At 74.0% G+C, this 21,256-nt stretch carries 17 protein-coding genes; 3 read left to right on the top strand and 14 right to left on the bottom strand.

Features of this window, described 5'->3' with window-relative positions; genetic code table 11:
• Nucleotides 1-2: 2 nt before the first annotated feature.
• Nucleotides 3-2,369 carry a serine/threonine-protein kinase gene (locus ACX9I7_RS02415; RefSeq protein ID WP_459386348.1) on the bottom strand — a complete coding sequence of 789 codons (2,367 nt, stop codon included), beginning with the start codon at nt 2,367-2,369 and terminating at the stop codon, nt 3-5.
• 7 nt (nt 2,370-2,376) lie between these two features.
• On the opposite strand from ACX9I7_RS02415, the gene ACX9I7_RS02410 reads away from it, so the two are divergent.
• Nucleotides 2,377-2,769: a hypothetical protein gene (locus ACX9I7_RS02410; protein WP_459386347.1), complete on the top strand. Its 393-nt coding sequence runs from the start codon at nt 2,377-2,379 to the stop codon at nt 2,767-2,769.
• A 30-nt stretch (nt 2,770-2,799) separates the two neighbouring features.
• Here ACX9I7_RS02410 and ACX9I7_RS02405 read toward each other — a convergent pair whose 3' ends face one another.
• The 11 genes from ACX9I7_RS02405 to ACX9I7_RS02355 all read right to left on the bottom strand — a co-directional run bounded on the left by ACX9I7_RS02405 (nt 2,800) and on the right by ACX9I7_RS02355 (nt 15,262).
• Nucleotides 2,800-4,122, bottom strand: a complete 1,323-nt coding sequence (locus tag ACX9I7_RS02405; protein ID WP_459386346.1) for a hypothetical protein — start codon at nt 4,120-4,122, stop codon at nt 2,800-2,802.
• 69 nt (nt 4,123-4,191) lie between these two features.
• Nucleotides 4,192-5,157, bottom strand: a complete 966-nt coding sequence (locus ACX9I7_RS02400; protein WP_387574752.1) for a glutamate ABC transporter substrate-binding protein — start codon at nt 5,155-5,157, stop codon at nt 4,192-4,194.
• A gap of 17 nt (nt 5,158-5,174) precedes the next feature.
• A complete protein-coding gene (locus tag ACX9I7_RS02395; protein WP_387574749.1) occupies nt 5,175-6,560 on the bottom strand; it encodes a hypothetical protein in 1,386 nt (461 codons plus the stop codon).
• Nucleotides 6,561-6,831: 271 nt separating this feature from the next.
• Nucleotides 6,832-7,653 (bottom strand): tyrosinase MelC2, encoded by an 822-nt coding sequence (melC2, locus tag ACX9I7_RS02390; RefSeq protein WP_126914185.1) that lies wholly within the window; start codon nt 7,651-7,653, stop codon nt 6,832-6,834.
• 68 nt (nt 7,654-7,721) lie between these two features.
• On the bottom strand, nt 7,722-8,129 hold the full coding sequence (gene melC1, locus ACX9I7_RS02385; protein ID WP_459386345.1) for an apotyrosinase chaperone MelC1: 408 nt from the start codon (nt 8,127-8,129) through the stop codon (nt 7,722-7,724).
• 434 nt (nt 8,130-8,563) lie between these two features.
• Entirely contained in the window at nt 8,564-9,568 is a 1,005-nt protein-coding gene (locus tag ACX9I7_RS02380) for an N-acetylglucosamine kinase (RefSeq protein ID WP_459386344.1), read from the bottom strand.
• Nucleotides 9,559-10,812 carry a 6-phospho-beta-glucosidase gene (locus ACX9I7_RS02375; RefSeq protein WP_459386343.1) on the bottom strand — a complete coding sequence of 418 codons (1,254 nt, stop codon included), beginning with the start codon at nt 10,810-10,812 and terminating at the stop codon, nt 9,559-9,561. The genes ACX9I7_RS02380 and ACX9I7_RS02375 overlap by 10 nt, the downstream gene beginning before the upstream one ends.
• Nucleotides 10,809-11,660, bottom strand: coding sequence for a carbohydrate ABC transporter permease (locus tag ACX9I7_RS02370; RefSeq protein WP_459386342.1), 852 nt, complete (start codon nt 11,658-11,660; stop codon nt 10,809-10,811). The genes ACX9I7_RS02375 and ACX9I7_RS02370 overlap by 4 nt, the downstream gene beginning before the upstream one ends.
• The gene (locus tag ACX9I7_RS02365) at nt 11,657-12,616 is read right to left on the bottom strand and encodes a carbohydrate ABC transporter permease (RefSeq protein WP_459386341.1); all 960 of its coding nucleotides are present in this window, start codon (nt 12,614-12,616) and stop codon (nt 11,657-11,659) included. Before ACX9I7_RS02365 ends, ACX9I7_RS02370 begins: the two co-directional genes overlap by 4 nt.
• Before the next feature lie 38 nt (nt 12,617-12,654).
• The gene (locus ACX9I7_RS02360) at nt 12,655-14,004 is read right to left on the bottom strand and encodes an ABC transporter substrate-binding protein (RefSeq protein ID WP_459386340.1); all 1,350 of its coding nucleotides are present in this window, start codon (nt 14,002-14,004) and stop codon (nt 12,655-12,657) included.
• A 103-nt stretch (nt 14,005-14,107) separates the two neighbouring features.
• Nucleotides 14,108-15,262 carry an ROK family transcriptional regulator gene (locus ACX9I7_RS02355; protein ID WP_459386339.1) on the bottom strand — a complete coding sequence of 385 codons (1,155 nt, stop codon included), beginning with the start codon at nt 15,260-15,262 and terminating at the stop codon, nt 14,108-14,110.
• 228 nt (nt 15,263-15,490) lie between these two features.
• Between ACX9I7_RS02355 and ACX9I7_RS02350 the strand changes: the two genes are divergently transcribed.
• A complete protein-coding gene (locus tag ACX9I7_RS02350) occupies nt 15,491-15,994 on the top strand; it encodes an FBP domain-containing protein (protein WP_387574727.1) in 504 nt (167 codons plus the stop codon).
• Nucleotides 15,995-16,076: 82 nt separating this feature from the next.
• Here the strand turns inward: ACX9I7_RS02350 and ACX9I7_RS02345 are convergent, their stop codons facing one another.
• Nucleotides 16,077-17,159: a mechanosensitive ion channel family protein gene (locus ACX9I7_RS02345; protein WP_387574725.1), complete on the bottom strand. Its 1,083-nt coding sequence runs from the start codon at nt 17,157-17,159 to the stop codon at nt 16,077-16,079.
• 269 nt (nt 17,160-17,428) lie between these two features.
• Between ACX9I7_RS02345 and ACX9I7_RS02340 the strand changes: the two genes are divergently transcribed.
• Nucleotides 17,429-17,965, top strand: a complete 537-nt coding sequence (locus tag ACX9I7_RS02340) for an HNH endonuclease (protein ID WP_126914175.1) — start codon at nt 17,429-17,431, stop codon at nt 17,963-17,965.
• A gap of 66 nt (nt 17,966-18,031) precedes the next feature.
• On the opposite strand, the gene ACX9I7_RS02335 is transcribed toward ACX9I7_RS02340, so the two are convergent.
• Nucleotides 18,032-21,097, bottom strand: a complete 3,066-nt coding sequence (locus tag ACX9I7_RS02335; protein WP_459386338.1) for a beta-N-acetylglucosaminidase domain-containing protein — start codon at nt 21,095-21,097, stop codon at nt 18,032-18,034.
• Nucleotides 21,098-21,256 lie beyond the last annotated feature (159 nt).

The raw sequence follows: 21,256 nt of genomic DNA, 5'->3' as shown, positions 1-21,256 counted from the left end.
GATCACACCCATGTCCTGGGGCGGTAACGGTTGGCCCGTTCCACCAGTTCGATCCGTTCCTCACCGCGCTGGGCCAGCCGCGCGAGCACCCGGTACGAGCGTTCCAGCCCGAACCGCAGCTCCCGTTCGTCCAGCCCGCTGCCGAGCAGCACGGGCGGTCCGCCCGGGGGCGCGGGGGCGGTCCCCGGCGCGCCGCCCTCGCGGCCCGACAGCACCCAGTCCAGCGCGGTGCCGAGCACTTCCGTCGACAGCCGTTCGCGCCGCACCGCGTCCAGCCCGAGGTCCGTGAGGCCCACCACCTGGCCGGCGGCGGCCCGCAGGTCGTCCAGCAGCGGTTCCGCGGCGGAGCGACCCCGCAGCCGGGCCCGTACCGCCGCGACCCGGGCCGCCGTGCAGTGGATGGACGCCGCCGGCACGGACTCCAGGGCCGCCACCGCGCCCGCGCGGTCCCCGGCGGCCAGCCGCACCCGGGCCAGGGCGAACGCCGCCCCGACGAAGCCCGGGTCGGTCGCCCACACCAGGTGGTAGTACTCGGCGGCGTTGTCGAGCTGCCCGAGCACCTCCGCGCACAGCCCGAGGGCCAGCTTGGGCGCGGGCTCCCCGGGGAAGGCGTCGTAGACGGCGTCGAAGGACAGGGCCGCCGTGGCGTGGTCGCCGACGGCGAGGGCGTGGACGCCCCGGTGCCAGACGGTGCGCCAGTCGTCGGGGTTCGCGGCCTCCAGCGCGGCGAGCGCGTGGGACGCCTGCTCGTCCTCGCCGAGCTCCAGCTGGGCCCGCACCCGCCGCAGCCGCAGCTCCGGCGACTCGGTCGGCGCGGCCTGGAGCGCGGCGTACAGCTCGGCGGGCTGCGAGGCGATCAGCCCCGCGAGGAAGCCGGCGTTGGCGTCGGCGGGGTCGACGAGCGGGAACGGCAGCGCGAGCGCGGCGGCCCGCGCGTCGATCGGCCGCAACGCGGCGCCGCCTCCGGCGGGGGACACCGGGCCGGTGGCCACGGCGGGTGTGACGACCGGGACGGTCCACCCGGAGGGCGCGGCGCCGCCCGCCGCCGGGGCGGTCGCGCCCGGGCCCGACCCGGGCAGCGCGCCGGAGGCCGCCCCCGGGCGCCCTGCGGCGGATGTCGGCCCGGCGCCCGTGCCGGCCGTTCCTGCGGCGCCCGCCGCCGGGCCCGCCGAGCCCGGCGGAACGGCGCCCGCGCCGCCCCGGCCACGCGGCAGGCGAAGGCGCGGCCATCCGTTCCGGCGGGGCGCCGGGGCGCGGCCGCCCAGGGCGGACACGTCGCGGTCGCACTCCTCGAACAGGACCGTGTCCACCACCCGCGGCTCCGGGCCGAAGAGCGTGGACAGCGCGGGGCGCGGGGCGCCCGTCTGGAGGGCCACGACCTCCCGCAGCACGCCCGTCAGCTGCTCGGCCATCTCGTCGGCGGAGGCGAACCGCCGGGCCGGGTCCGGGTCGGTGGCCCGCACCAGCAGCCGGTAGAAGGACTCGTAGCGCGCGAAGACCTCGATGTGGTCCGGGGAGGGGATGCTGTCCACGAAGACGTTCGTGTAGCCCTGGAAGTCGAAGGTGAGCACGGCGAGGGTGCGCGCCACCGTGTAGAGGTCGGAGGCGACCGACGCGCCCAGCTCGGCGATCTCGGGCGCCTGGTAGCCGATCGTGCCGTAGATGGGGCTGTCGTGGTCGTCCATCCGGCGCACCGCGCCCATGTCGATCAGCTTCAGCTGGTCCTGCTGCTGGATCGCGTTGTCGACCTTGAAGTCGCAGTACAGCAGATTGCGGCTGTGGAGGTGCCCCAGCGCCTCCAGCGCCTCGATGCCGTACGCGCACGCCTGCTCGACCGGCAGCGGGTCGCGGCGCCCGTCGGGGTGGCGGCGCTCGTTGGCGATCTCCTTGAGGGACTTGCCGCCGACGTACTCCATGACGATGTAGCCGTCGAGGCTGCCCGTGCGCTGGTCGAGGTGCTCGACGAAGTTGTAGATGCGGACGATGTTGGAGTGCTCGATCTCCGCGAGGAAGCGCCGCTCGGCGACGGCCGCGGCCAGCGCGTCCTCGTCGCCGGTGTCGAGCAGGCCCTTGAGCACCACCCAGCGGTCGGCCACGGCCCGGTCGATGGCCAGGTAGATCCAGCCGAGCCCGCCGTGCGCGAGACAGCCCGCCACCTCGTACTGCCCGCGCACCACATCGCCGGGGCGCAGCTTCGGCACGAAGGAGTACGGGTGGCCGCACTTGGTGCAGTAGCCCTCCGTGCGCCCCGCCCGGTGGGGGCCCGAACGCCCCACGGGCGCGCCGCAGTCGCCGCGGCTGCAGAAGCGCTTGCGCTCGGGGACCTCCGGGCGCTCCAGCACCGCCGCCCGGGGGTCGGGGCGCGGCACGCCCGGCATGCTGACCAGGCCCGCGCCCAGCTTGTTGCGGCCGGCGCCGGACCCGCCGGACGCCCGGCTGCGCACCGAGACGGACCGCGTCGCGACGCCCGTGCCACCGTTCACCGAACGTGTCAGCCGCCCCGACACCGACCGGCGGGACCCCGACGACCGCGACGACGGCCGTGACGACGAACCCGACGACGAACCCGACGACGAGCGCGAGGACCCGGACGAGCCCGACGAGCCCGACGACTTCGACGAGCCGGACGACCCCGAACCGCCGGAGCCGCCCCGGCCGCCCGCGTGGGTGATCCCCGTGGCGGGCGAGGCGATCCGCCCGCCCGGCGACACGACGGGGGCGAGACCGCACGTGTCGCAGTACAGCTCGCCGTCGCCCACGTCCTCGTAGCGGCCCGCGCAGCCCGGGCGCTGGCACTCCTCACCGGTCACGCGTCCCCCCAAGCCCGTCGGTTCCCGAGGCGGCCGAGCCCTGCGGGGCCGGCGCCCCGGCCACGGCCCGCTGATAGCGCAGCACCGCCTGCTCGGCGGCGACGAGATCGCAGGGCGCGCTCCACAGCATGCGGCGCGCCACGTCGTACCGCTCCACGACGAGACCGTCCTCCGCCAGGCCCAGCCGCGCGGCCTTGGCCTTGTACGCGTCGAGCCGGCCGCGCAGCTCGGCCCGGACGGCCAGGGGCGCCGTGACCGCCGTCAGCGACTCGCGGGCGCGCAGCAACTCCTCCTCGGCGTGCCGCTCCAGGCCCTCCAGGAGCGGGGAGAGCCGGTGCCACGCGGCGCGTCTGCGGTACTCGACGGCCGTCTCCAGCTGTTCGTAGAGCACGGTCGGCGGGCCGGAGACCACGGGCACCTCATAGGCGGCGATCTTCGACAGGACCTCCATCCGGGCCCGGCGGGCCTCGCCCAGGGTGCGGTCGGCGCGCGAGAGCACGTCGCGCACGCGCATCAGCCGGCGCTCGGCGTCCTGGCGGACGTCGAGGACGGCCTCCACCTCCCGGCGCACGTCCTCCAGGGCGCGCTCGGCACGGTCGTAGCGGGCGGTGTCGGGGCGGCCGCCGGGGGCGGAGCTGGGCGGGGCGCCGGTCCAGAAGACGAGCGGATCGGATATCACCTCGGACCGCAGCGCGGTCAGTTCCATGGTGAGGCGCTCCAGGTCGTCGCCCGCCGGGTGCTCGCCCGGCAGGACGCCCACGGAGTGGGCGAGGGAGCGGACGCGCCCGAGTTCGGCGGCGAGCAGGTCGATCCGGGTGGGCAGGGCCGACCAGACGGCGTCGGCGATGACGAGCACGTCCAGGGCCTGGGCGTACCAGGAGTTCATCCGCTCGACGAGCTCGGTCAGGCTCAGCCGTTCGCTCAGCCTGGCCGCCACGCCCAGGGTCACCAGGCCGGCCTGGGGCGGGCCCGCGGGCAGGGTGACGGCGGTGCCGCGCAGCAGGTCGGTCAGCTCGGACAGCTCGCCCGAGGTGGGCCAGCGGCGGCGGCCGCGCAGCTCACGAGCCGCCTCCAGGGCGTCGGTGTAGGCGTCGAAGTACACCCACAGCTGGGTGATGAGCACCTCGGTGGACTCCCACCGGCTCCTGGTGACGCCGGTCAGCTCCGCGCCCTCCAGCAGCCGCCGCCCGGCGTGGTCCTGGAGGGCGAGCAGGGAGGACTCGACCGCCTCGTGCTCCGCGCCGAGCCGTGCCAGCGCACGGTCCACCTCCTCGCGGCTCAAGGTCGGCCCGGTGGGCCCCGCGACCACCATCGGTCCCCTCTCCTGTCCCGCGGCCGGTGCCGCGCGCGAACGGTGTGGTGCTTCGGTCCTTCCGTGCCGTCAGTCCCGGTACCGGGGCTCCGGCGGAGCGGTGATCCCCTGGAGGTCGGCCGCCAGCCACTTGCGGTACGCCAGCATCCAGGGGCTCGCCTCGCCGCCCCGGCGGTAGTCCTCCAGTACCGCGTTGACCCGGCGTACCAGGTCTTCGTCCTTGAGGTTCATCGCCACGCCGTAGGACTCGGTGGTGAACGGTTTGCCGACGAGTCGCACGGACGGGTCCTGGGCCGCCTGTCCGGCGGCCAGGGCGCTGTCGGTGATCACCGCGTCGACCTGTCCGAGCTGGAGCCGGACCAGGCAGTCGAGCTGGTTGGGCACGGTCAGCACGGACGCGCCGTGCGACTCGTTCTTCAGCTCGCTCTCGCCCGTGGATCCCTTGGCCGTACAGACTTTCTTCCCCTCCAGGGTGTCGTCGAACGCCGTGACCGGTGAGGCCTTGGGGGCCAGCACCTGCTGTCCGGCCTCGAAGTAGGCCGTGGAGAAGGCGACTTGCCGGGCCCGGTCGCAGTTGATCGTCATGGTGCGCGCGATGATGTCCACCTTGCCCTTTTCCAGGGCGGGTATGCGCTGGTTGGTGGGGATCGCCAGGAAGACGACCTTGCCGGGGTCGCCGAGGACGGCCTTGGCGATGGCGTGGACCAGGTCGATGTCGAAGCCGCTGAGCTCGCCGGTGGCGGGGTCGCGGTAGCCCCAGCGGTAGCTGTTCTGGTCGACGCCGGCGATCAGCCGGCCGCGCTCCTTGATGCGCCGGACGGCCGGGCCGTCGGCCGTCGACGGGCGCAGGCTCGCCTCCGGGGCGACGCACGTCGCGGGCGCGCGCACGGCCGCCGCCTGCGCGGCCGCCGGGGTCGGGGCCACGGGTCCGGTGGGGCGCGCCGCCGGCAGGACGGCCGCGCCCACGGCGACGGCGAGCGTCCACACGCAGGCCGTCACCACGGCCCCGGCCCTGGTTCCGCGTCGTGCGCCCATCGCCGTTCCTCCCCGCCTCACCGGTACTCCGACAGCCTGCGGCCGATGCCGAGCACCGCTCCCGCGGCGCCGAGCACGGCCAGGACGGTGGCTCCGGCCGCGAGCCCGGTGAACGCGCCGCGCCCGTCCTCCGCCGCCCGCCGGAAGTCGTCCTCCTCGTGGGCGAGGGCTCGGCGCAGCGCGGTGTCCACCTGGTCGAACGATTCGCCGGTGCTGCCCCGGGCGCTGCCCTTCTCCCCGATCACCTTGGCGAGCGCCTGGCCGTAGTACCCGCCGACGTCGGCGGTGCGGGCCTCGCCGTGCCGCTGCTGCCACTGTTTGACGTCGCGTATCGCCTCCAGCACCGGATCGCGTCCTTCCGAGCCGTCCGCGAGGGAGCGGGCCCGGCCCAGGAGGCTGTCGGGGGCGGGCTCGCCGGAGGCGGTGACGTCGCCGCCGATCAGCTTGCGCATGCCCGTGCGGTAGCTGGCCTCGTAGGCGTCGTCGCCCGCCGGGGTGAGCACGGCGCCGCGGGCCACCAGGGTGAGGCTCTCGTCGCCCCGGGCCTGGAGCGAGGCGATCCGGGCCTCGCTGAGCACCTGGAGGGACTTGGCCCCGTTCTCGTAGGAGTCGGTCAGGTCCGCGCGGGCCACGGCGTGGCCGACGGTCAGCCACAGCAGGACCACCGCGCCGGCGGCGGTGCCGGCGAGGAGGCCGTGGTTGAACACCCGGTTGGTGCGCAGGAAGGTGCGGCGCTGGGCCCAGCCGAGGGCGCCGAGGGCCACGACGCCCGTGGCGAGGGCCGTCCAGGGCCAGGACTTGGCGTCCGCGTAGTCGGAACGGAGGCGTCCGGTCTCGGCCTCGTAGAGGGCGCGAGCGGCAGGCAGCAGATCCTCGCGCATCCGGTCGCTGGCGTAGCGCAGGTAGGCGCCGCCCAGGGGCAGGCCCTGCCGGCCCGCCGCGCGGGCGGACTCCACCAGGCCGGTGTAGACGGGGAGTTGCTGATTGAGCCGGGCTATCTGCTCGCGGGCGGAGCTGGAGCCTCCGGTGTCGGCGGCGGCCTTCACCAGGAGCTCGGAGGCGACGCCGATGTCCTTCTCGTAGCGTTGGCGGACCGTGCGGGGCTCGTCCCGGCCGGCCAGGAACCCGGCGGCGGCGGCCGTGTCGGCGTCGGCCAGCGAGCGGTAGATGTCGGCGGCGTCGGCGCTCAGCGGCTCGCTGCGGTCGATCACGGCGTCCGCCGCCGACGACCGGTCGGTGACCTGCCAGGCGGTCACCGCGCCGAAGGCGACCAGCAGCGCGGCCAGGACCGCGCCGATCACCCTGAGTCTGCCGGGCTCCGTCGTGGCCGCGTCCGCGATCCGTTCCAGCCCCTCGCGCCACGCGGTGCGCCGCGTTCCCGGATCCGGCTGCGCTGGTGACACGTGACCTCCCCCTCGGTCGCCGCGGCCCGCTGTCCCCCGGGCGGCGGGGAACGGGTGCCAGGCCAGCAGTATGGCCGCAGGGACTGACAAACACACCGGTTGTGCATCGATCTTGCACGGGTCGTGAGCGTCGCCCGGGTGTCCGTTTCGGCCTTTCACCCCATTTCACGCGTGGGGCGTCTGTTCGGTTCCCGTGCGGACGGAGTACCCGGAAACGGGAACGCCGGGGGTGACGGGCGCTCATGCCCGTCACCCCCGGCGGGGCGTACCGTCAGCGGTCGTACGTGTAGAACTTCGTGTGGTCGAGCATGTCGGCCGGGGTCACGTTGTTCCACGGGCGCATCGTGTCCTTGAGGTCCACGACGTTGGTGGTGCCGCCGGTCGGCAGGTAGCCCGAGGTCGGGTGCATCCGCTGCCAGTCGGCCCACAGCTTGTCGATGAAGCAGTGGTGCAGCCAGAAGACCGGGTCGTTGGGGGAGACGCCGGTGGCCATCTGGCCGCCCATCCACACGTGCACCCGGTTGTGGAGGTTGACGCCGCGCCAGCCCTCGAGGTGGTTGCGGAAGCCGTCGGAGGCGCTGTTCCAGGGGGCCATGTCGTAGGTGGCCATGGCGAGCACGGAGTCGACCTCGGCGCGGGTGGGCAGCGCGCGGACGCTCGCGCCCATCTCCCGCTGGAGGTAGGGGCGGTCGTCGGCCGAGACGTTGATGTTCCACTGGCCGGTGGAGTACGCGAACGGGCCGGTGGTGACCTGCGCGTCGCGGCTGCGGCCGTTCCCGCCGAGGAAGTCGGCGGCGAATATGGAGGCCGTGACGGTGCGGTCGGCGGTCCAGTCCCAGTACGGGAGCGTGACCGAGGAATCGATTCTCTGGAGCTCCTGCTCGAACTGGATGAGGAAGCGGCGGTGCCAGGGCAGGAAGGACGGCGAACGGTGGCCGACGCGGTCGGTGTCGTCGCCGTCGCTCATGATGAACTCGTTGTGCGTCCGCACGAATTCGTCGTACTTGCCGCTCTTCTTCAGCGCCAGCAGGGCGTTGACGAAGTTGCGCTTCTCCGTGGCCGTCAGGGTCGCCTGGTTCTTGCGCACTGCCATGGGGGTCTACGTCCTCTCGGTTCGGGGGACCGGCCGCGTCGGGCCGGACGGTCGGCAGTCGGCCGGGGTCAGCGGGTGGTGATCGGGACGAGCGAGGCGCCCTGGAGCTTGTCGACGGCGGCGCGGGTCAGCGCCAGCGGGTCGGGATACGTCTGGTAGTGGTTGATCACGCTGATCCACGTACCGTCCGCGTTCCGCATGACGTGCAGTTCCTTGCCGTCGATCGTCACGGCGAAGCCGCCGTGGTGGGCCTCGTGGCCACCCGTAGCGGGCGTGCCGACGATGCGCCGGCCCTGGTAGACCTCGTCGAAGGGCTGGAGGCCGTGGGAGCCGTGCCCGGAGTGGTCCATGCCCGTGTGGTCCATGGGCAGGGCGGCGCGGGTCGCCGCCATGGCGACCGGAGCGGCGAGGGCCGCTCCGGCGACGGCTATCGCGGTGCCGCGCAGGACGACGCGGCGGGTGACGTTCTTCGACATGCGTGTATCCCCCCTCGGGATCTGTGGGTCGGGAGCAGGGGCTGTCACGAATGCTCAGCAACGCCCTTTTGAGGCGAGTTGCGGCAGTTCTTTGTCGTATTTCGTGATCAATCCATGCGTGGCCGGATGCTTGCACGATCTTGGGGAGAGGAGGAAATGGTTGGCCCGAATACGGACATTGGGCATATGAATGGTCAACCAGCGGTAGGGGAGGAATTTCTGGCCAATCCCGCTATTGACGCGAGTGTCAGGAAGTCCGCCGGACCGGACCGGCCTCCCGTGAAGGATTTGCGGCGGACCGCCTCCGCCGGTGACGTCTCTCACGACGCGAACATGACGCGAACATGGCGCCGCGCCGTGGATTCCGGCCGGGAAGGCCGGGGTCCACGGCGCGGTTTCCGCCGATCTCGTTCCGCTGTCCCGTTCTGTCGCCCCTACGCGAAGTGCTCCCGCAGCCGCGCGTACGCGGCAGGGGGCGCCCCGAGGTGGTCGAGGGCCAGCAGCGCCGCCCCCAGCACGGGCGGCGCGGTCACGACGCGGGGCACGGCCCGGGGCGCCCGTCCCGCCAGCCCCCGCACGACGCGCTCGTGGAGCAGCGGGTGACGGGCCGCCAGGACCCCGCCGCCCAGCACCACCGGCACCGCCGCCTCCAGCAGCCCCAGCCGGTCCAGGGCCGCCGAGGCCAGGGCCACCACCTCGTCGGCCTGCCGTGCCACGATCGCCCCGGCCACCGCGTCACCGGCGGCGGCCACCGCGAAGAGCACCGGCGCCAGTTCGTGCCGCCGCGCCCGCTCGATCCGCCCCAGGTGGAGGGCCTCGATCAGCTCCGGCATCGTGGACAGCCCGAAGTGGGCCGGGAGTTCCCGCGCCAGCGCCGTCGCCTCGCCGCGCCCGTCCGCCGCCCGCGCCGCCCACCACACCGCCTCCTCGGCCAGGTGCGCCCCGCCGCCCCAGTCGCCCGAGATCCGCCCGACGGCGGCGAACCGGGCGACCCGGCCCCCGGGCGCCAGCCCCGAGCAGTTGATCCCCGCCCCGCACACGACGGCGACGCCCGCCGGCTCGCCCTCGTCGGACAGCCCCGCGCGCAGCAGCGCGAAGGTGTCGTTGGCGACCCGGACGGGGGGATGCCCCGCCGGGTCGCCCGCCGCCCGGTTCCGCCGGGCGATCGCCCCCGCCAGCTCCGCCTCCTCCACCGGGAAGTCGGCGTTGGCGAGACAGGCCGAGAAGAGGCGGACGTCCAGTGGAAGGCCGAGCTCCGCCGCCGCGTCGGACATCGCCTCGGCGACGGCCGACTGGAGGGTGTCCACGGCCTGCTCGACGCCCACCGCGTGCGGCCGGAAGCCCCCGCCCCGTGCCCGGCCGAACACCGTGCCGTCCGTACCGGTGACGGCCACGTCGGTCTTGCTGTTGCCGGCGTCGATCGCCACGATCACGCCCACGCCAGGTGCTCCCGGTTGTGGTGGAGGAGGGCGTCCGTCAGCTTCTCCGCCCGGTCGGTCTGGCCGACGAGCGGATGGGCGAGGAGCGCCGCGAAGACCCGGTCCCGGCCGCCCTTGAGGGCCGCCTCCAGAGCCAGGTGCTCATAGGCCGTCACATGCGCGACGAGCCCGGCGAACAGCGGCTCCAGCGGCCGGACGGGCAGGGGGCGCGCCCCGGCCGCGTCCACCGCCGCCGGCACCTCGACGACGGCGTCGTCGGGGAGGAAGGGCAGGGTGCCGTTGTTGAGGGTGTTGACCACCTGAACGGGCCCGGTGCCGGTCAGCAGCGACGCCGTCAGTGCGACGGCGGCCTCCGAGTAGTACGCCCCGCCGCGTTTGGCCAGCAGTTCCGGCTTGTGGTCCAGCGCCGGGTCGGCGTACATCGCCAGCAGCGTCCGCTCCATCTCCGCGACCTCGGCCGCCCGCGAGGGCTTCTTCCGCAGCTCCTCGACGACCGCGTCGTGCTCGTAGAAGTAGCGCAGGTAGTAGGAGGGGACGACGCCCAGCCGGTCCAGCAGCCGGCGCGGCATCCGCAGGTCCGCCGCGATGGCGTCGCCGTGCTCCGCGAGCAGCCCGGGCAGGACGTCCCGGCCGCCGACGCGCACCGCCCGCTCCCAGGTGAGGTGGTTCAGGCCGACGTGGTCCAGCTCGACCTCGCCGGGCGCCACCCCGAGCAGGGCGGCGAACTTCCGCTGGAAGCCGATGGCCACGTTGCACAGCCCGACAGCGCGGTGCCCGGCGGTCAGCAGGGCGCGGGTGACGATCCCGACGGGGTTGGTGAAGTCCACGATCCAGGCGCCGAGGTTGCGGCGGCGCACCCGCTCGGCGATGTCGAGGACCACCGGGACCGTCCGCAGCGCCTTGGCGAGGCCGCCCGCGCCCGTGGTCTCCTGGCCCACGCAGCCGCACTCCAGCGGCCACGTCTCGTCCTTCTCGCGGGCCGCCTGGCCGCCGACGCGCAGCTGGAGCAGCACGGCGTCGGCGCCGTCGACGGCCGCGTCGAGGTCGTCGGTCCAGGTGACCCGGCCCGGGTGGCCCTGGGCGGCGAGGATGCGCCGCGCCAGGCGGCCGACCGGTTCCAGTCGCTCGGCGGCGGGGTCGACGAGGACGAGTTCCTCGACGGCGAGGACGTCCCGCAGCCGTGCGAATCCGTCGACGAGTTCGGGGGTGTAGGTGGAGCCGCCACCCACTACTGCGAGCTTCAACCCTTGACTCCTGTCAGTGTGACGCCTTCGACGAAGGCCTTCTGGGCGAAGAAGAAGACGGCGATGACCGGTGCCATGACCAGCAGGGTGGCGGCCATCGTCAGATTCCAGTTGACGCTGTGGGCGCTCTTGAAGGACTCCAGGCCGTAACTCAGCGTCCAGGCGCCCGGGTTCTGCGCCGCGTAGATCTGCGGCCCGAAATAATCGTTCCAGCAGGCGAAGAACTGAAACAGCGCGACCGCCGCGATGCCCGGCTTCGCCATCGGCACGACGACGCGCAGCAGGGTGCGCGACTCGCCACAGCCGTCCAGCCGCGCGGCCTCCATGTACTCGGTGGGGATGGTGAGCAGGAACTGCCGCAGCAGGAAGATCGAGTACGCGTCGCCGAACGCCAGCGGCACGATCAGCGGCCACAGCGTCCCCGACAGGTGCAGTTGCTGGGCCCACACCAGGTACATGGGGATGACGACGACCTGTGGCGGCAGCGTCATCGTGGCGATCACGAGGACGAGCGCGGTCCGCCGGCCCCGGAAGCGGAACCGCGCGAGCGCGTAGGCGACCGGGAGAGAGGAGCACACGGTGAACAGGGTGCCCAGCCCGGCGTACAGCAGCGAGTTCCGCCACCAGGTGAGGAAGCCGGGGGTGCGGAAGACCTCCGCGTAGTTGGACCAGTGCCAGGAGCGCGGCCACAGCTCGCCGCTCATGGCCTGGTCGTCGCTCATCACGGAGGTGAGGAGGACGAAGACGAACGGCAGGGTGAAGAAGAGCGCCGCGGCGACGGCGACGGTGTGCACGGCGATCCAGTGGAGGACGCGTCCTCGCTTCAGGGGCCCGGTCCCCGGTCTCATGGCCGGTCCTCCGCCCCGAGCAGCCCGGCGCGGCCGCGCATCAGCAGCGAGGCGGCGGCCATGGCGATGGCGAACAGCACCAGGGAGAGCACGCACGCGGCGCCGGTGTTGAAGTGCTGGAAGCCGAGCGAGTAGACGAGCTGGGTCACGGTGAGCGTGGAATGGTCCGGATAGCCGGGCTGGACGGGCGTGCCGGGGCCGGCACTGACGCCGGAGGCGAGCTTCCCGGCGACGAGCGCCTGGGTGTAGTACTGCATCGTCTGCACGACTCCCGTCACGACCGCGAACATCACCACCGGGGTGATCGCCGGCCAGGTGACATAGCGGAACGTCGCGACGGGCCCGGCACCGTCGAGCTGGGCGGCCTCGTACCGCTCCTTGGGCACGTCCAGCAGGGCGGCCAGGAAGACGACCATCAGGTCGCCGATGCCCCACAGCGACAGCAGGACCAGCGAGGGCTTGGCCCAAGCGGGGTCGTTGAACCAGTCGGGCGCGGGGACGCCGAGGGCCGTGAGGGCGTCGTTCACCGGGCCGGTGCCCGGGTTGAGGAGGAAGACGAAGGCCACCGTCGCGGCCACGGGCGGGGCGAGGTAGGGCAGGTAGAAGGCGGTGCGGAAGAAGCCCGCGCCCGTCTTCACCTTGGTGACCAGCAGTCCGGTGCCCAGCCCGAAGACGACGCGCAGGGCCACCATGACCACGACCAGCCACAGCGTGTTCCACAGCGCGGGCCCGAACAGCGGCATCTGCGTGAACACGTACGTCCAGTTGCGCAGCCCCACGAAGGACGGGGGCTGGATCTGGTTGTAGCGCGTGAAGGAGAAGTAGACGGTGGCGATCAGCGGATAGCCGAAGAAGACGGTGAAGCCGATCAGCCAGGGGGAGAGGAAGCCGAGGACGCGCAGGCGTTCCCGGGCGCGCCGGCGGCGTGCGCCGGGAGCGATGGCGAGGTGTGCCATGACAGGGCCTTCGTCGGGTGGCGGGCGGCGGGGGCGGGTCAGCCGGCGCTCTGGCGGGTGTCGTCGTCGATCCGCCGGTCGAGGCGGCGCAGCCCCCGGTCCAGGTCGGGGACCCGGCCCGCCTCGCTGTCGTAGCCGAAGTCCCGCAGGGCGAGGAGGTACATCCCGCCGTTGGCCGAGGGCGGCACGGAGACGCTGTGCGGGTCGCCGGCGATGCGGACGAAGGTGCGGAAGGCGGGGTCGGCGTCGAGCGCGGGGGAGGCGAGCGCGGCCTTGGTGGAGGGCACGTTGTGGATGGCGTTCGCGAAGGCGACGACCTGATCGGTGTCGGTCGTCAGGAATCGCACCAGCTCCCAGGCCGCGTTCTGGTGCCGGCTGCTGTGGGCGATGCCGATGACCGTGCCGGTGAGGCAGCCGCGCCCGTAGGCGTCGGCCTGGTCGTCGGGCACGGGCAGCGGGGCCGTGCCCCAGCGGAAGTCCGTGCCGGCTTCCTTGAGCATCCGGCCGCGCCATTCACCGTCCAGGAGCATGGCGACCTTTCCCGTGCGGAAGGCGTTCTGGGAGGACATCTCCTCGCCGAAGGTGGTGCGGTGGCGCTCCAGCGGGCCGTATCCGCCGAGGGCGGTGACCAGGTCCCGCTGGAAGCTGAGGAATCGTTTCGTCGAGGGCTCCCGGGCGAGCCGGGACGTCCCGTCGGCGTCGAACCAGGTGGGCGCCCACTGGGCGAAGAGCCGCTCGGGGCTGTTCTCGTAGAACCGGAAGCCGGGCATGAAACCGAGCTGTTCGTACGAGCCCCCGGCGCTCCGCCGGGTGAGCCTGCGGGCCGCCTCCGCGAACTCCGACATCGTGCGCGGCGGCCGGGTGACGCCGGCCTTCTCGAAGGCGTCCCGGTTGTAGTAGAGGCCGTAGGCGTCGGCGAGCAGCGGGAGGGCGCACTGCGTGCCCCGGTAGGAGCTGTAGTCGAGGAGGGGCCTCGGGAAGACCGCCGCCTTGTCCACGCCGGACTTCCGCAGGAAGGGGTCGAGGTCGGCCCACATCCCCGAGGAGCAGTACTGGCCGACGTTGTCGGTGGTGAAGGACGACACCACGTCCGGTGTGGCGCCCCCGCCCGCCCGCAGGGCCTGGTTGACGGTCTCGTCCGTGACGTTCCCGGTCGTCACCACCCGGATGTTGGGGTGCCGCCGCTCGAACCGGGCGATCGCGGCGTCGACGGCCGCGACCTCGCTCCGCTGCGACCAGCCGTGCCAGAACCGGAGGGTCACCGGGCGGGTCGGGTCGTCCTCGGCGCTGCCCACGGCAGGGCGGGCGCAGCCGGAGAGCAGTAACCCGGCCGTCGTGAGGAGGAGGACGAGCGCGGGGAGCGGGGTGCGGTGTCGTAATCGCTGCATGACGGAGCTTCCTTGGCGGCGGTGGACGGGGGTGTCGCGCGGTGGGGGGAAGCCGGTGGAGGGGGCAGGCCGGTGGATCAGGGGTCAGCCGGTGGATCAGGGATCAGGCGGTGTCGAAGACGTCGTTCCGGACGTCGGTGAGGGCGGTGCGCAGGGCGCCGATGAGGATGGCGGAGCCCGTCACCTCGCTCAGCCGCAGCCGGGGCCGGGGCAGGGCGAGCCCGGTCAGCCCGGCCTCGACCTCCGCGCGGAGCCGCTCGCCACCGGCCCGGCAGACCGCGCCGGAGAGCACGATCAGCTCCGGGTCGACGACGGCGACGATCGCCGCGAGCCCGGTGGCGACGCGCGAGCCCAGCTCGGCGAGGAAGGCGTCGGCGGCCGGGCCGGGGGTGCGCGCCGCGCGTTCGAGCGCCTCGGGGCCCGAGGGGGCGTCGAAGCCGTGCTCGCGCGCCAGCCGGGCCACGGCCAGGACGCCCACGAGCCTCTCGAAGCCGCCCCCGCCGTCCGGGGCCTTCAGCGCCTCGCCGCGGGCCAGCGGGGCGCCGGGCAGGGGCATGTAGCCGACCTCGCCGGCCCCGCCCGTCGCCCCGCGCAGCAGCCTGCCGCCGAGGACGATGGCCGCGCCGACGCCCTCGTCGATCCAGACCAGGACGTAGTCCTCGGCATCGTGCGCGGCACCGGTGTGGCGCTCGGCGACCGCGGCGAGGTTGACGTCGTTCTCGATGACGACCGGGGTGCCGATGACGTCGGTGAGCTCGGCACGCAGGGTGCGCGAGTGCCAGCCGGGCAGGTGGGGGGCGTAGCGCAGGGTGCCGGTGCGCGGGTCGAGGGCGCCGGGGGTGCCGATGACCGTGCGGTGGAGGGCCTCGTGGCCGAGGCCACAGGCGGCCAGCGCGCCGTCGACCGCGGCGGCCACCAGCCGGGCGGTGCGGCCCGGCACCCCCTCGTCCTTGATGTCGGCCTCGACGCGGTGCTCGCCGAGCACGGTGCCCGTGATGTCCGCGACGGCGGCCGAGATGCCCTTCTCGTCGACGGCGAGGCCGGCCACGTGGGCGACCGAGGGGTTCACCTCGTACAGCTGGGCGTTGGGTCCGGGGCGGCCGGTGACATTGCCGACGGCGCGCACGAGCCCGCCGGCCTCCAGCCGGGCGAGCAGCTGGGAGGCGGTGGGCTTGGACAGCCCGGTGAGCTCACCGAGGCGGGTGCGGGTCAGGGGACCGTGGCTGATCAGCAGGTCCAGCGCGGCGCGGTCGTTCATCGCCCGCAGGACACGAGGTGTCCCGGGGATTCCGGTTCCGGCCATCGCGTGTGGTCCCCCGCCCTCGAGGTGCCCCTCGAACAGTCTGTAAAGAAACTTTCCTATCGTTTGCTCAGGACGTTAGGCGCAGGTCAGCACACCGTCAAGGAGCCCGGAGCAGCGGAATCGGTTCTTCCGAGGCAAAAATAACGCGACATGGCGGCATGCCCGCCGGTAGGTTCCCGACGCATGGAACCACTGGGCGACAGCGAGATACGCGCCTCTTTCGTCAACTGCTCGAAGGGCGAGGCCCGCAGGATGAGCCTCCCCCGGGAGCTCGACGGGCTCCCCTGGGCCGACCTGGACTTCCTGGGCTGGCGGGATCCGGGCGCCCCTGACCGGGGCTATCTCGTCACCGAGCGGGCCGGTGAGCTGGTGGGCGTCACCCTGCGGGTGCCGCAGGGCGGGCCCCGGGCGCTGACGAAGACCACCATGTGCTCGCTGTGCCTGACCGCCCACGGCGGTTCGGGCGTCTCCCTGCTGGCCGCCCGCAAGGTCGGGGCCTCCGGCCGCGACGGCAACACGGTCGGCGCCTATATGTGCGCGGACCTGGCCTGCCCGCTGTACGTGCGGGGGAAGAAGACGCCGCTGATGGCCATGCGCTACAAGGAGTCCCTCTCCGTCGAGGAGCGCCTGGACCGGCTGCGCGGCAACCTCGACGAGTTCCTGGACAAGGTCCTCCGCGAGGGCTGACGCGCCCCCCGGCAGGCCAGAGAAGCCAAGGGCCCCCTCGCCACATCGGCGGCGAGGGGGCCCTCTCCTGTTGCCGGGGGTGCTACGGCTTGCCGAGCGTCACGCCCGTCGGCGCCGGCGGTATCGGCGCCGTGGCCAGCGACTGCGGGGAGGCGGGGTTGGCCATGGCGGACGGGGCGGCGACGGCCGCCGCCGTGTCCGCCGCGGTCGCCGCCGTCCGCAGCTCCTGCTCGTGCGGCTGGCCGACGATGGCGATGCCCTCGGCGTCCAGGGCGCGCTTGATGCGCCAGCGCAGCTCGCGCTCCACGGAGAGCGCCTTGCCCGGCACCGTCTTGGCCGACACGCGGACGACCACCGAGTCGAGGTAGACCGCGTTCAGGCCCAGCACCTCGACGGGCTCCCACAGCCGCTCGCTCCACGGCTCGGCCTTCTGCATCTCCTCGCCGGTGCGCTCGATCACCGCGCGCACCCGGTCCAGGTCCTCGTCCGAGCGCACCTGGACGTCGACGCCCGCGGTCGCCCAGCCCTGGCTGAGGTTGCCGATCCGCTTGACCTCGCCGTTGCGGACGTACCAGATCTCGCCGTCGGCGCCGCGCAGCTTGGTCACGCGCAGCCCGACCTCGATGACGGTGCCCTTGGCGACGCCCGCGTCGACCTCGTCGCCGACGCCGTACTGGTCCTCAAGGATCATGAAGACGCCCGAGAGGAAGTCGGTCACGAGATTCCGGGCGCCGAAACCGATGGCCACACCGGCCACACCGGCGCTGGCCAGCAGCGGCGCCAGGTTGATCTTGAGTACGGAGAGCACGGTCAGCGCCGCCGTGCCCATGATCAGGAACGAGGCGACGCTCCGCAGCACCGAGCCGATGGCCTCGGAGCGCTGGCGCCGCCGCTCGGCGTTGACCAGCAGGCTGCCCAGAGCCGTGCCGTCGACGGCCTGGGCGGTGCGGTTCATCCGCGCTATCAGCTTGGTGATGCCCCGGCGGATCAGGGAGCGCATGGCCACCGCGATCACGATGATCAGCACGATCCGCAGGCCGTTGGTCAGCCAGACGGACCAGTTCTGCTCGACCCAGCCCGCGGCGTCGTTCGCCGTGCGTTGGGCCTCGTCCAGGGACACCGGGCGGGGTGTCGCGTCTGTGGCCAGAACAGCGGACCGGAACACAGCAGAAATCCTCCGATAGGGGACGTCGCCCGCGGTGAGGAGTGGTGCGGGCCGATTCACCACACTAACGGGGCAGACGGAATGCTCCGTTGTTGTGTTCGAGATGGGGCATGTCTTGCGCGTGCGTGCCCGTGATTGTCCTGGGTGTGCTCCAAAACACCTGAGACCCGTTACCCGATGATGGTGGCGCTCGTGGCGGGGACCAGGGGACACTTGCAGGAGATCGTCCCGGCGCGAGCCACGCGCCGCCGGCGTACAAGGAGGCACCCGTGCCGCATGTCCTGGTCCTCAACGCGTCGTACGAGCCGCTCGGCGTCGTACCGCTCCGCCGCGCGCTCATACTCGTCCTCAATGAGAAGGCCGTCAGCCTCGAGGACACCGGCGCCTTTCTGCACAGCGCGACCTGCACCATCCCCGCACCCAGCGTCGTCCGCCTGAAGCGCTTCGTGCGGGTGCCCTTTCGGGGCCCCGTCCCGCTCACCCGCCGTGCCCTCTTCGCCCGGGACGGCGGACGCTGCGCGTACTGCGGTGGCGTCGCAACCAGCGTCGACCACGTCGTCCCGCGCAGCCGCGGCGGCCAGCACAACTGGGAGAACGTGGTGGCGGCCTGCCGCCGCTGCAACCACGTCAAGGCCGACCGGCACGTGTGGGAGCTGGGCTGGCGGCTGCGCCACCAGCCCGCGCCGCCGTCCGGCCTGGCGTGGCGGATCATCGGCACGGGCCATAGGGACCCGCGCTGGCTGCCCTATCTGGAGGCATACGGCGCGGAGGACGCGATGGCCCGGATCGACGGCATTTCCGCCTGAGACCACCGGGCCGTCGTCGTTTCCGGGCAGGGGTGGGCGGCGCCGGGCAGGGCCCGGCGCCGCCGCTCAGGAGCCCTTGGCGGCCTGCACGGCGTAGGCCTCCACCTCCCACAGCGAATAGCCGAAGCGGGTGGCCCGCTTCTCGCCCTGGACGCGCACGAACCGCGCGTCCGGCGCGTCCATGCGCACCGACTCCACGCCGCCCTTGCCGTCGGTGACCACCGCCGCGTCCCGCCAGGTGCGGCCGTCCGGCGAGACCTGGACGCGGTAGCGCAGCGGGTGGGCGTCCTGCCAGTGGAGCACCAGCCGGCCCAGCCGGACGGGCCGGGCCAGCTCCAGCTGCCACCAGGCGGCGTCGGTGTGCGGGGACGACCAGCGGGTGCGCGGATCGCCGTCGATCGCGGCCGAGGCGGGGAAGGCGGCCGTCTCGTCGCCGGAGGACGTCGCCCGGGCGCCGCGCGCCAGGTCCGGGCCGCCGGTCGGCGGATACGCCCGGACGGTCACCGTCTTCTCCTGCCCGGCCAGCCGGACGGGCACCGTGAACGTCCCGGCGGGCGCCCCCGCCGGCACCGACAGCTCGACACGGGCCGTGGTCACGCCCCCACGCACGGCGGTGAGCTCGGCCGGGGCCTTGACGTTCACACCCGTCGGCGCGGCCACGGTGAGCCGCTCCTTGATGGCCTCCGGCCGTTGATTGATCATGCGGAGCTCGACGACCGCGGGCCGCCCGCCGATCTCCGCGTCCGTGTCGCCGCCCGTCAGCTCGACGGTGGCGGTGGGGCTGTCGGCGAACCACGGGGTGAGCTCGTGCACCGCGGGCGGCGTGGCGCCGCCGTCCCACACCACGCGCAGCGCGTCGGCCTTGACGCCCTTGCCCGGCAGCTGGGTCCAGCCGCCGTCCGCGACCCGGCCCAGCGGCTGCCAGCCCCGGGCCGGATCATGGACCTCGACCACACCGCCCGCCCCGGGCGCGGGCTGGGTGAGCAGGGTGACCACCGTCAGCGGACGCGGCTGGGGGAGCCGTACGGACAGCGGGACGCCCGGCTTGGGGGTGACGGCCGTGGCCGGATCGCCGTCGGTGGCCGCGCCCGCCGTGCGCAGCGGCCGGTCGACGCCGGTCCAGCCGTTGGCCCGGGCCAGGGCCGTCTCCAGGAACGGCAGCAGCACGCCCTTGCCGACGGTCGCCCGCTCCTTCGTGATCGTCCCGCGCAGCCGCTGGACGTCCAGCTGGGCCTGCCAGGCCGCCGCGCCGTCGCCCCGCGCCTGTGCGGTGATCATGTCCACGGCCCGCCCGCCCGCCTCGCCGTACCGGCCCAGCTGGTCCAGCCACGGCCGGATCTCGCCGCCGAGCAGCGGGGCGAGCCGCGCGGGGGCCTCGGCCATGGTGCGGAAGGCCGCCTTCAGCCGGTCGGCGGCCTCCGCCAGCTTTCCCGCGTCGGCCGTGCCCTGGGCGTCCCAGAAGGCGTCCAGCAGCGGGCGCAGATACGCCGACTCCTCGCCGCCGAGCACCGAGGACGCGTCGTTCGCGGCGAGCGCCCGCAGGGCCTCGCGCGTCGCCGCGTCGCCCGGCTCCCCGCCCGCGAGGTCGTCGACGGCCGCCCGCCAGGATTCGTCGGGCCGGTAGCCGCGCGGGTTCCACGCGAAGTCGGCGGCGGTGAACAGCGGGATGCGCGAAGCGGTGGGCTGCGCCGCCGCGTTGGCCAGCAGCGCCGCGGAGCCCGCGGCCACGGCCGGCTCACGGCCGGTGTACGGGCCGAGGAAGATACGGTCCTGCGCGAAGTCGTTGACCGGGTAGTTGTCCATGGTCACCAGCGGGTGCGCCAACGCCGCCCGGGCGTCGGCCAGTTCGCCGCCGGTGATGGTCTTCGGCACCACCCCGACCCCCGTCCAGGCCACCTCCACCCGGCGGTCCAGCGCCTCGGCCAGCGCGCGCCGGAAGGCGGTGCGCCCGTCCTGGTAGTACTCGGTCGGCAGCAGCGACAGCGGGGCCGCCTCCGAGCCCTTGGCCGCCAGGTGCTTCGCCAGCTCGCCCGCGACCTTCGCCTGCGCCTTCGCGGCCGCCTTCGGGCCGGAGCCGAACGCGTCCGCGTCGGCGTCGCAGTGCCACTCGCTGTAGCTGACGTCCTGGAACTGCAGCTGGAAGGCGCGCACCCCCAGGGCCCACATCGCGTCGACCTTGCGCTTGAGCGCCCGCATGTCCGAGGCCGACGAGAAGCACATCCCCTGCCCCGGCGCGACCGCCCAGCCCAGCGTCACGTGGTTGCGGCGGGCCCGCTCGGCCAGCTCCCGGAACTCCGCGCGCCGCTCGGCGGGGTAGGGGGCGCGCCAGCGGGCCGTGCGGTAGGGGTCGTCGCCCGGCGCGTAGAGATAGCGGTTCTGCTTGGTGCGGCCCAGGAAGTCCACCTGCGCCAGCCGCTGCTGGTGCGACCAGGGCTGCCCGTAGAAGCCCTCCGTCAGCCCGCGCACCGCCGTGCCCGGCCAGTCGCGGATCACGGCCCCCGCGAACGCGCGGCCCCCGTCGTGCGCCACGGCCAGCTGCCGCAGCGTCTGCGCCGCGTGGAAGAGCCCGTCCTCGCCCACGCCCGCCAGCGCCACCACCGGCCGGCCGTCCACCTGCCCGGTGGCCAGCCGGTAGCCGCCCGTGGGCAGGTCGCCGACCGGCTGGGCGCCCAGCGCCCGCAGCGCGGCCTCGGCCGCCTGTCCGCCCGCGTAGACGATCAGGCCGCCGGCCGGCGGGGTACCGCCCGGCTGCGCGTCGACGACCGTCCGGGCGCCCTGGGCGCGCAGCACCTCGCGCAGCGCCTCCAGGGCGTACTGGTCGGTGCCCTGATCGGCCATCAGCGTGACCTCGTCGCCCACCCGCGCGGAGCCGCCCAGGGCCCGCGCCGACTGGGGGCGCGGCCACACCGGCGGCAGGCCCCCGGCGCCCTCCCGGTCCGGCGAGCCGGGCGAACCGGCGGCGGCCGACGCGGCGTCACCCGGCAGGGGGTCGGCCACGGCGTCCCCGGCCCCGCCGAGCAGCCCGCCGAGGAGCGCTGCCGCCAGCACCGTGACTCCGGCGCGGCGCGGCCCGGGGCGCCCCAGACGCCCCGTGCCCACGGCCCGGCCGGTCCGCTCGCTTCCGTGGGGCATGGTTCTTCTCCTCCGGACGCGTTGCGGGACGAAGTGCGGGACCCGGGTGCGGGACCAAGGTGCGGGGCGACGCCCCGGAAAAGCCGCCACGAGCCCATCACCAGCGCTGATGGCATGTCAACGCAGGTGACCGAACTGCCGGTAATGCCCGGCGGGATG

This window comes from Streptomyces sp. L500 (assembly GCF_054551825.1).
This window is presented reverse-complemented; position numbering and strand designations above follow the sequence as displayed.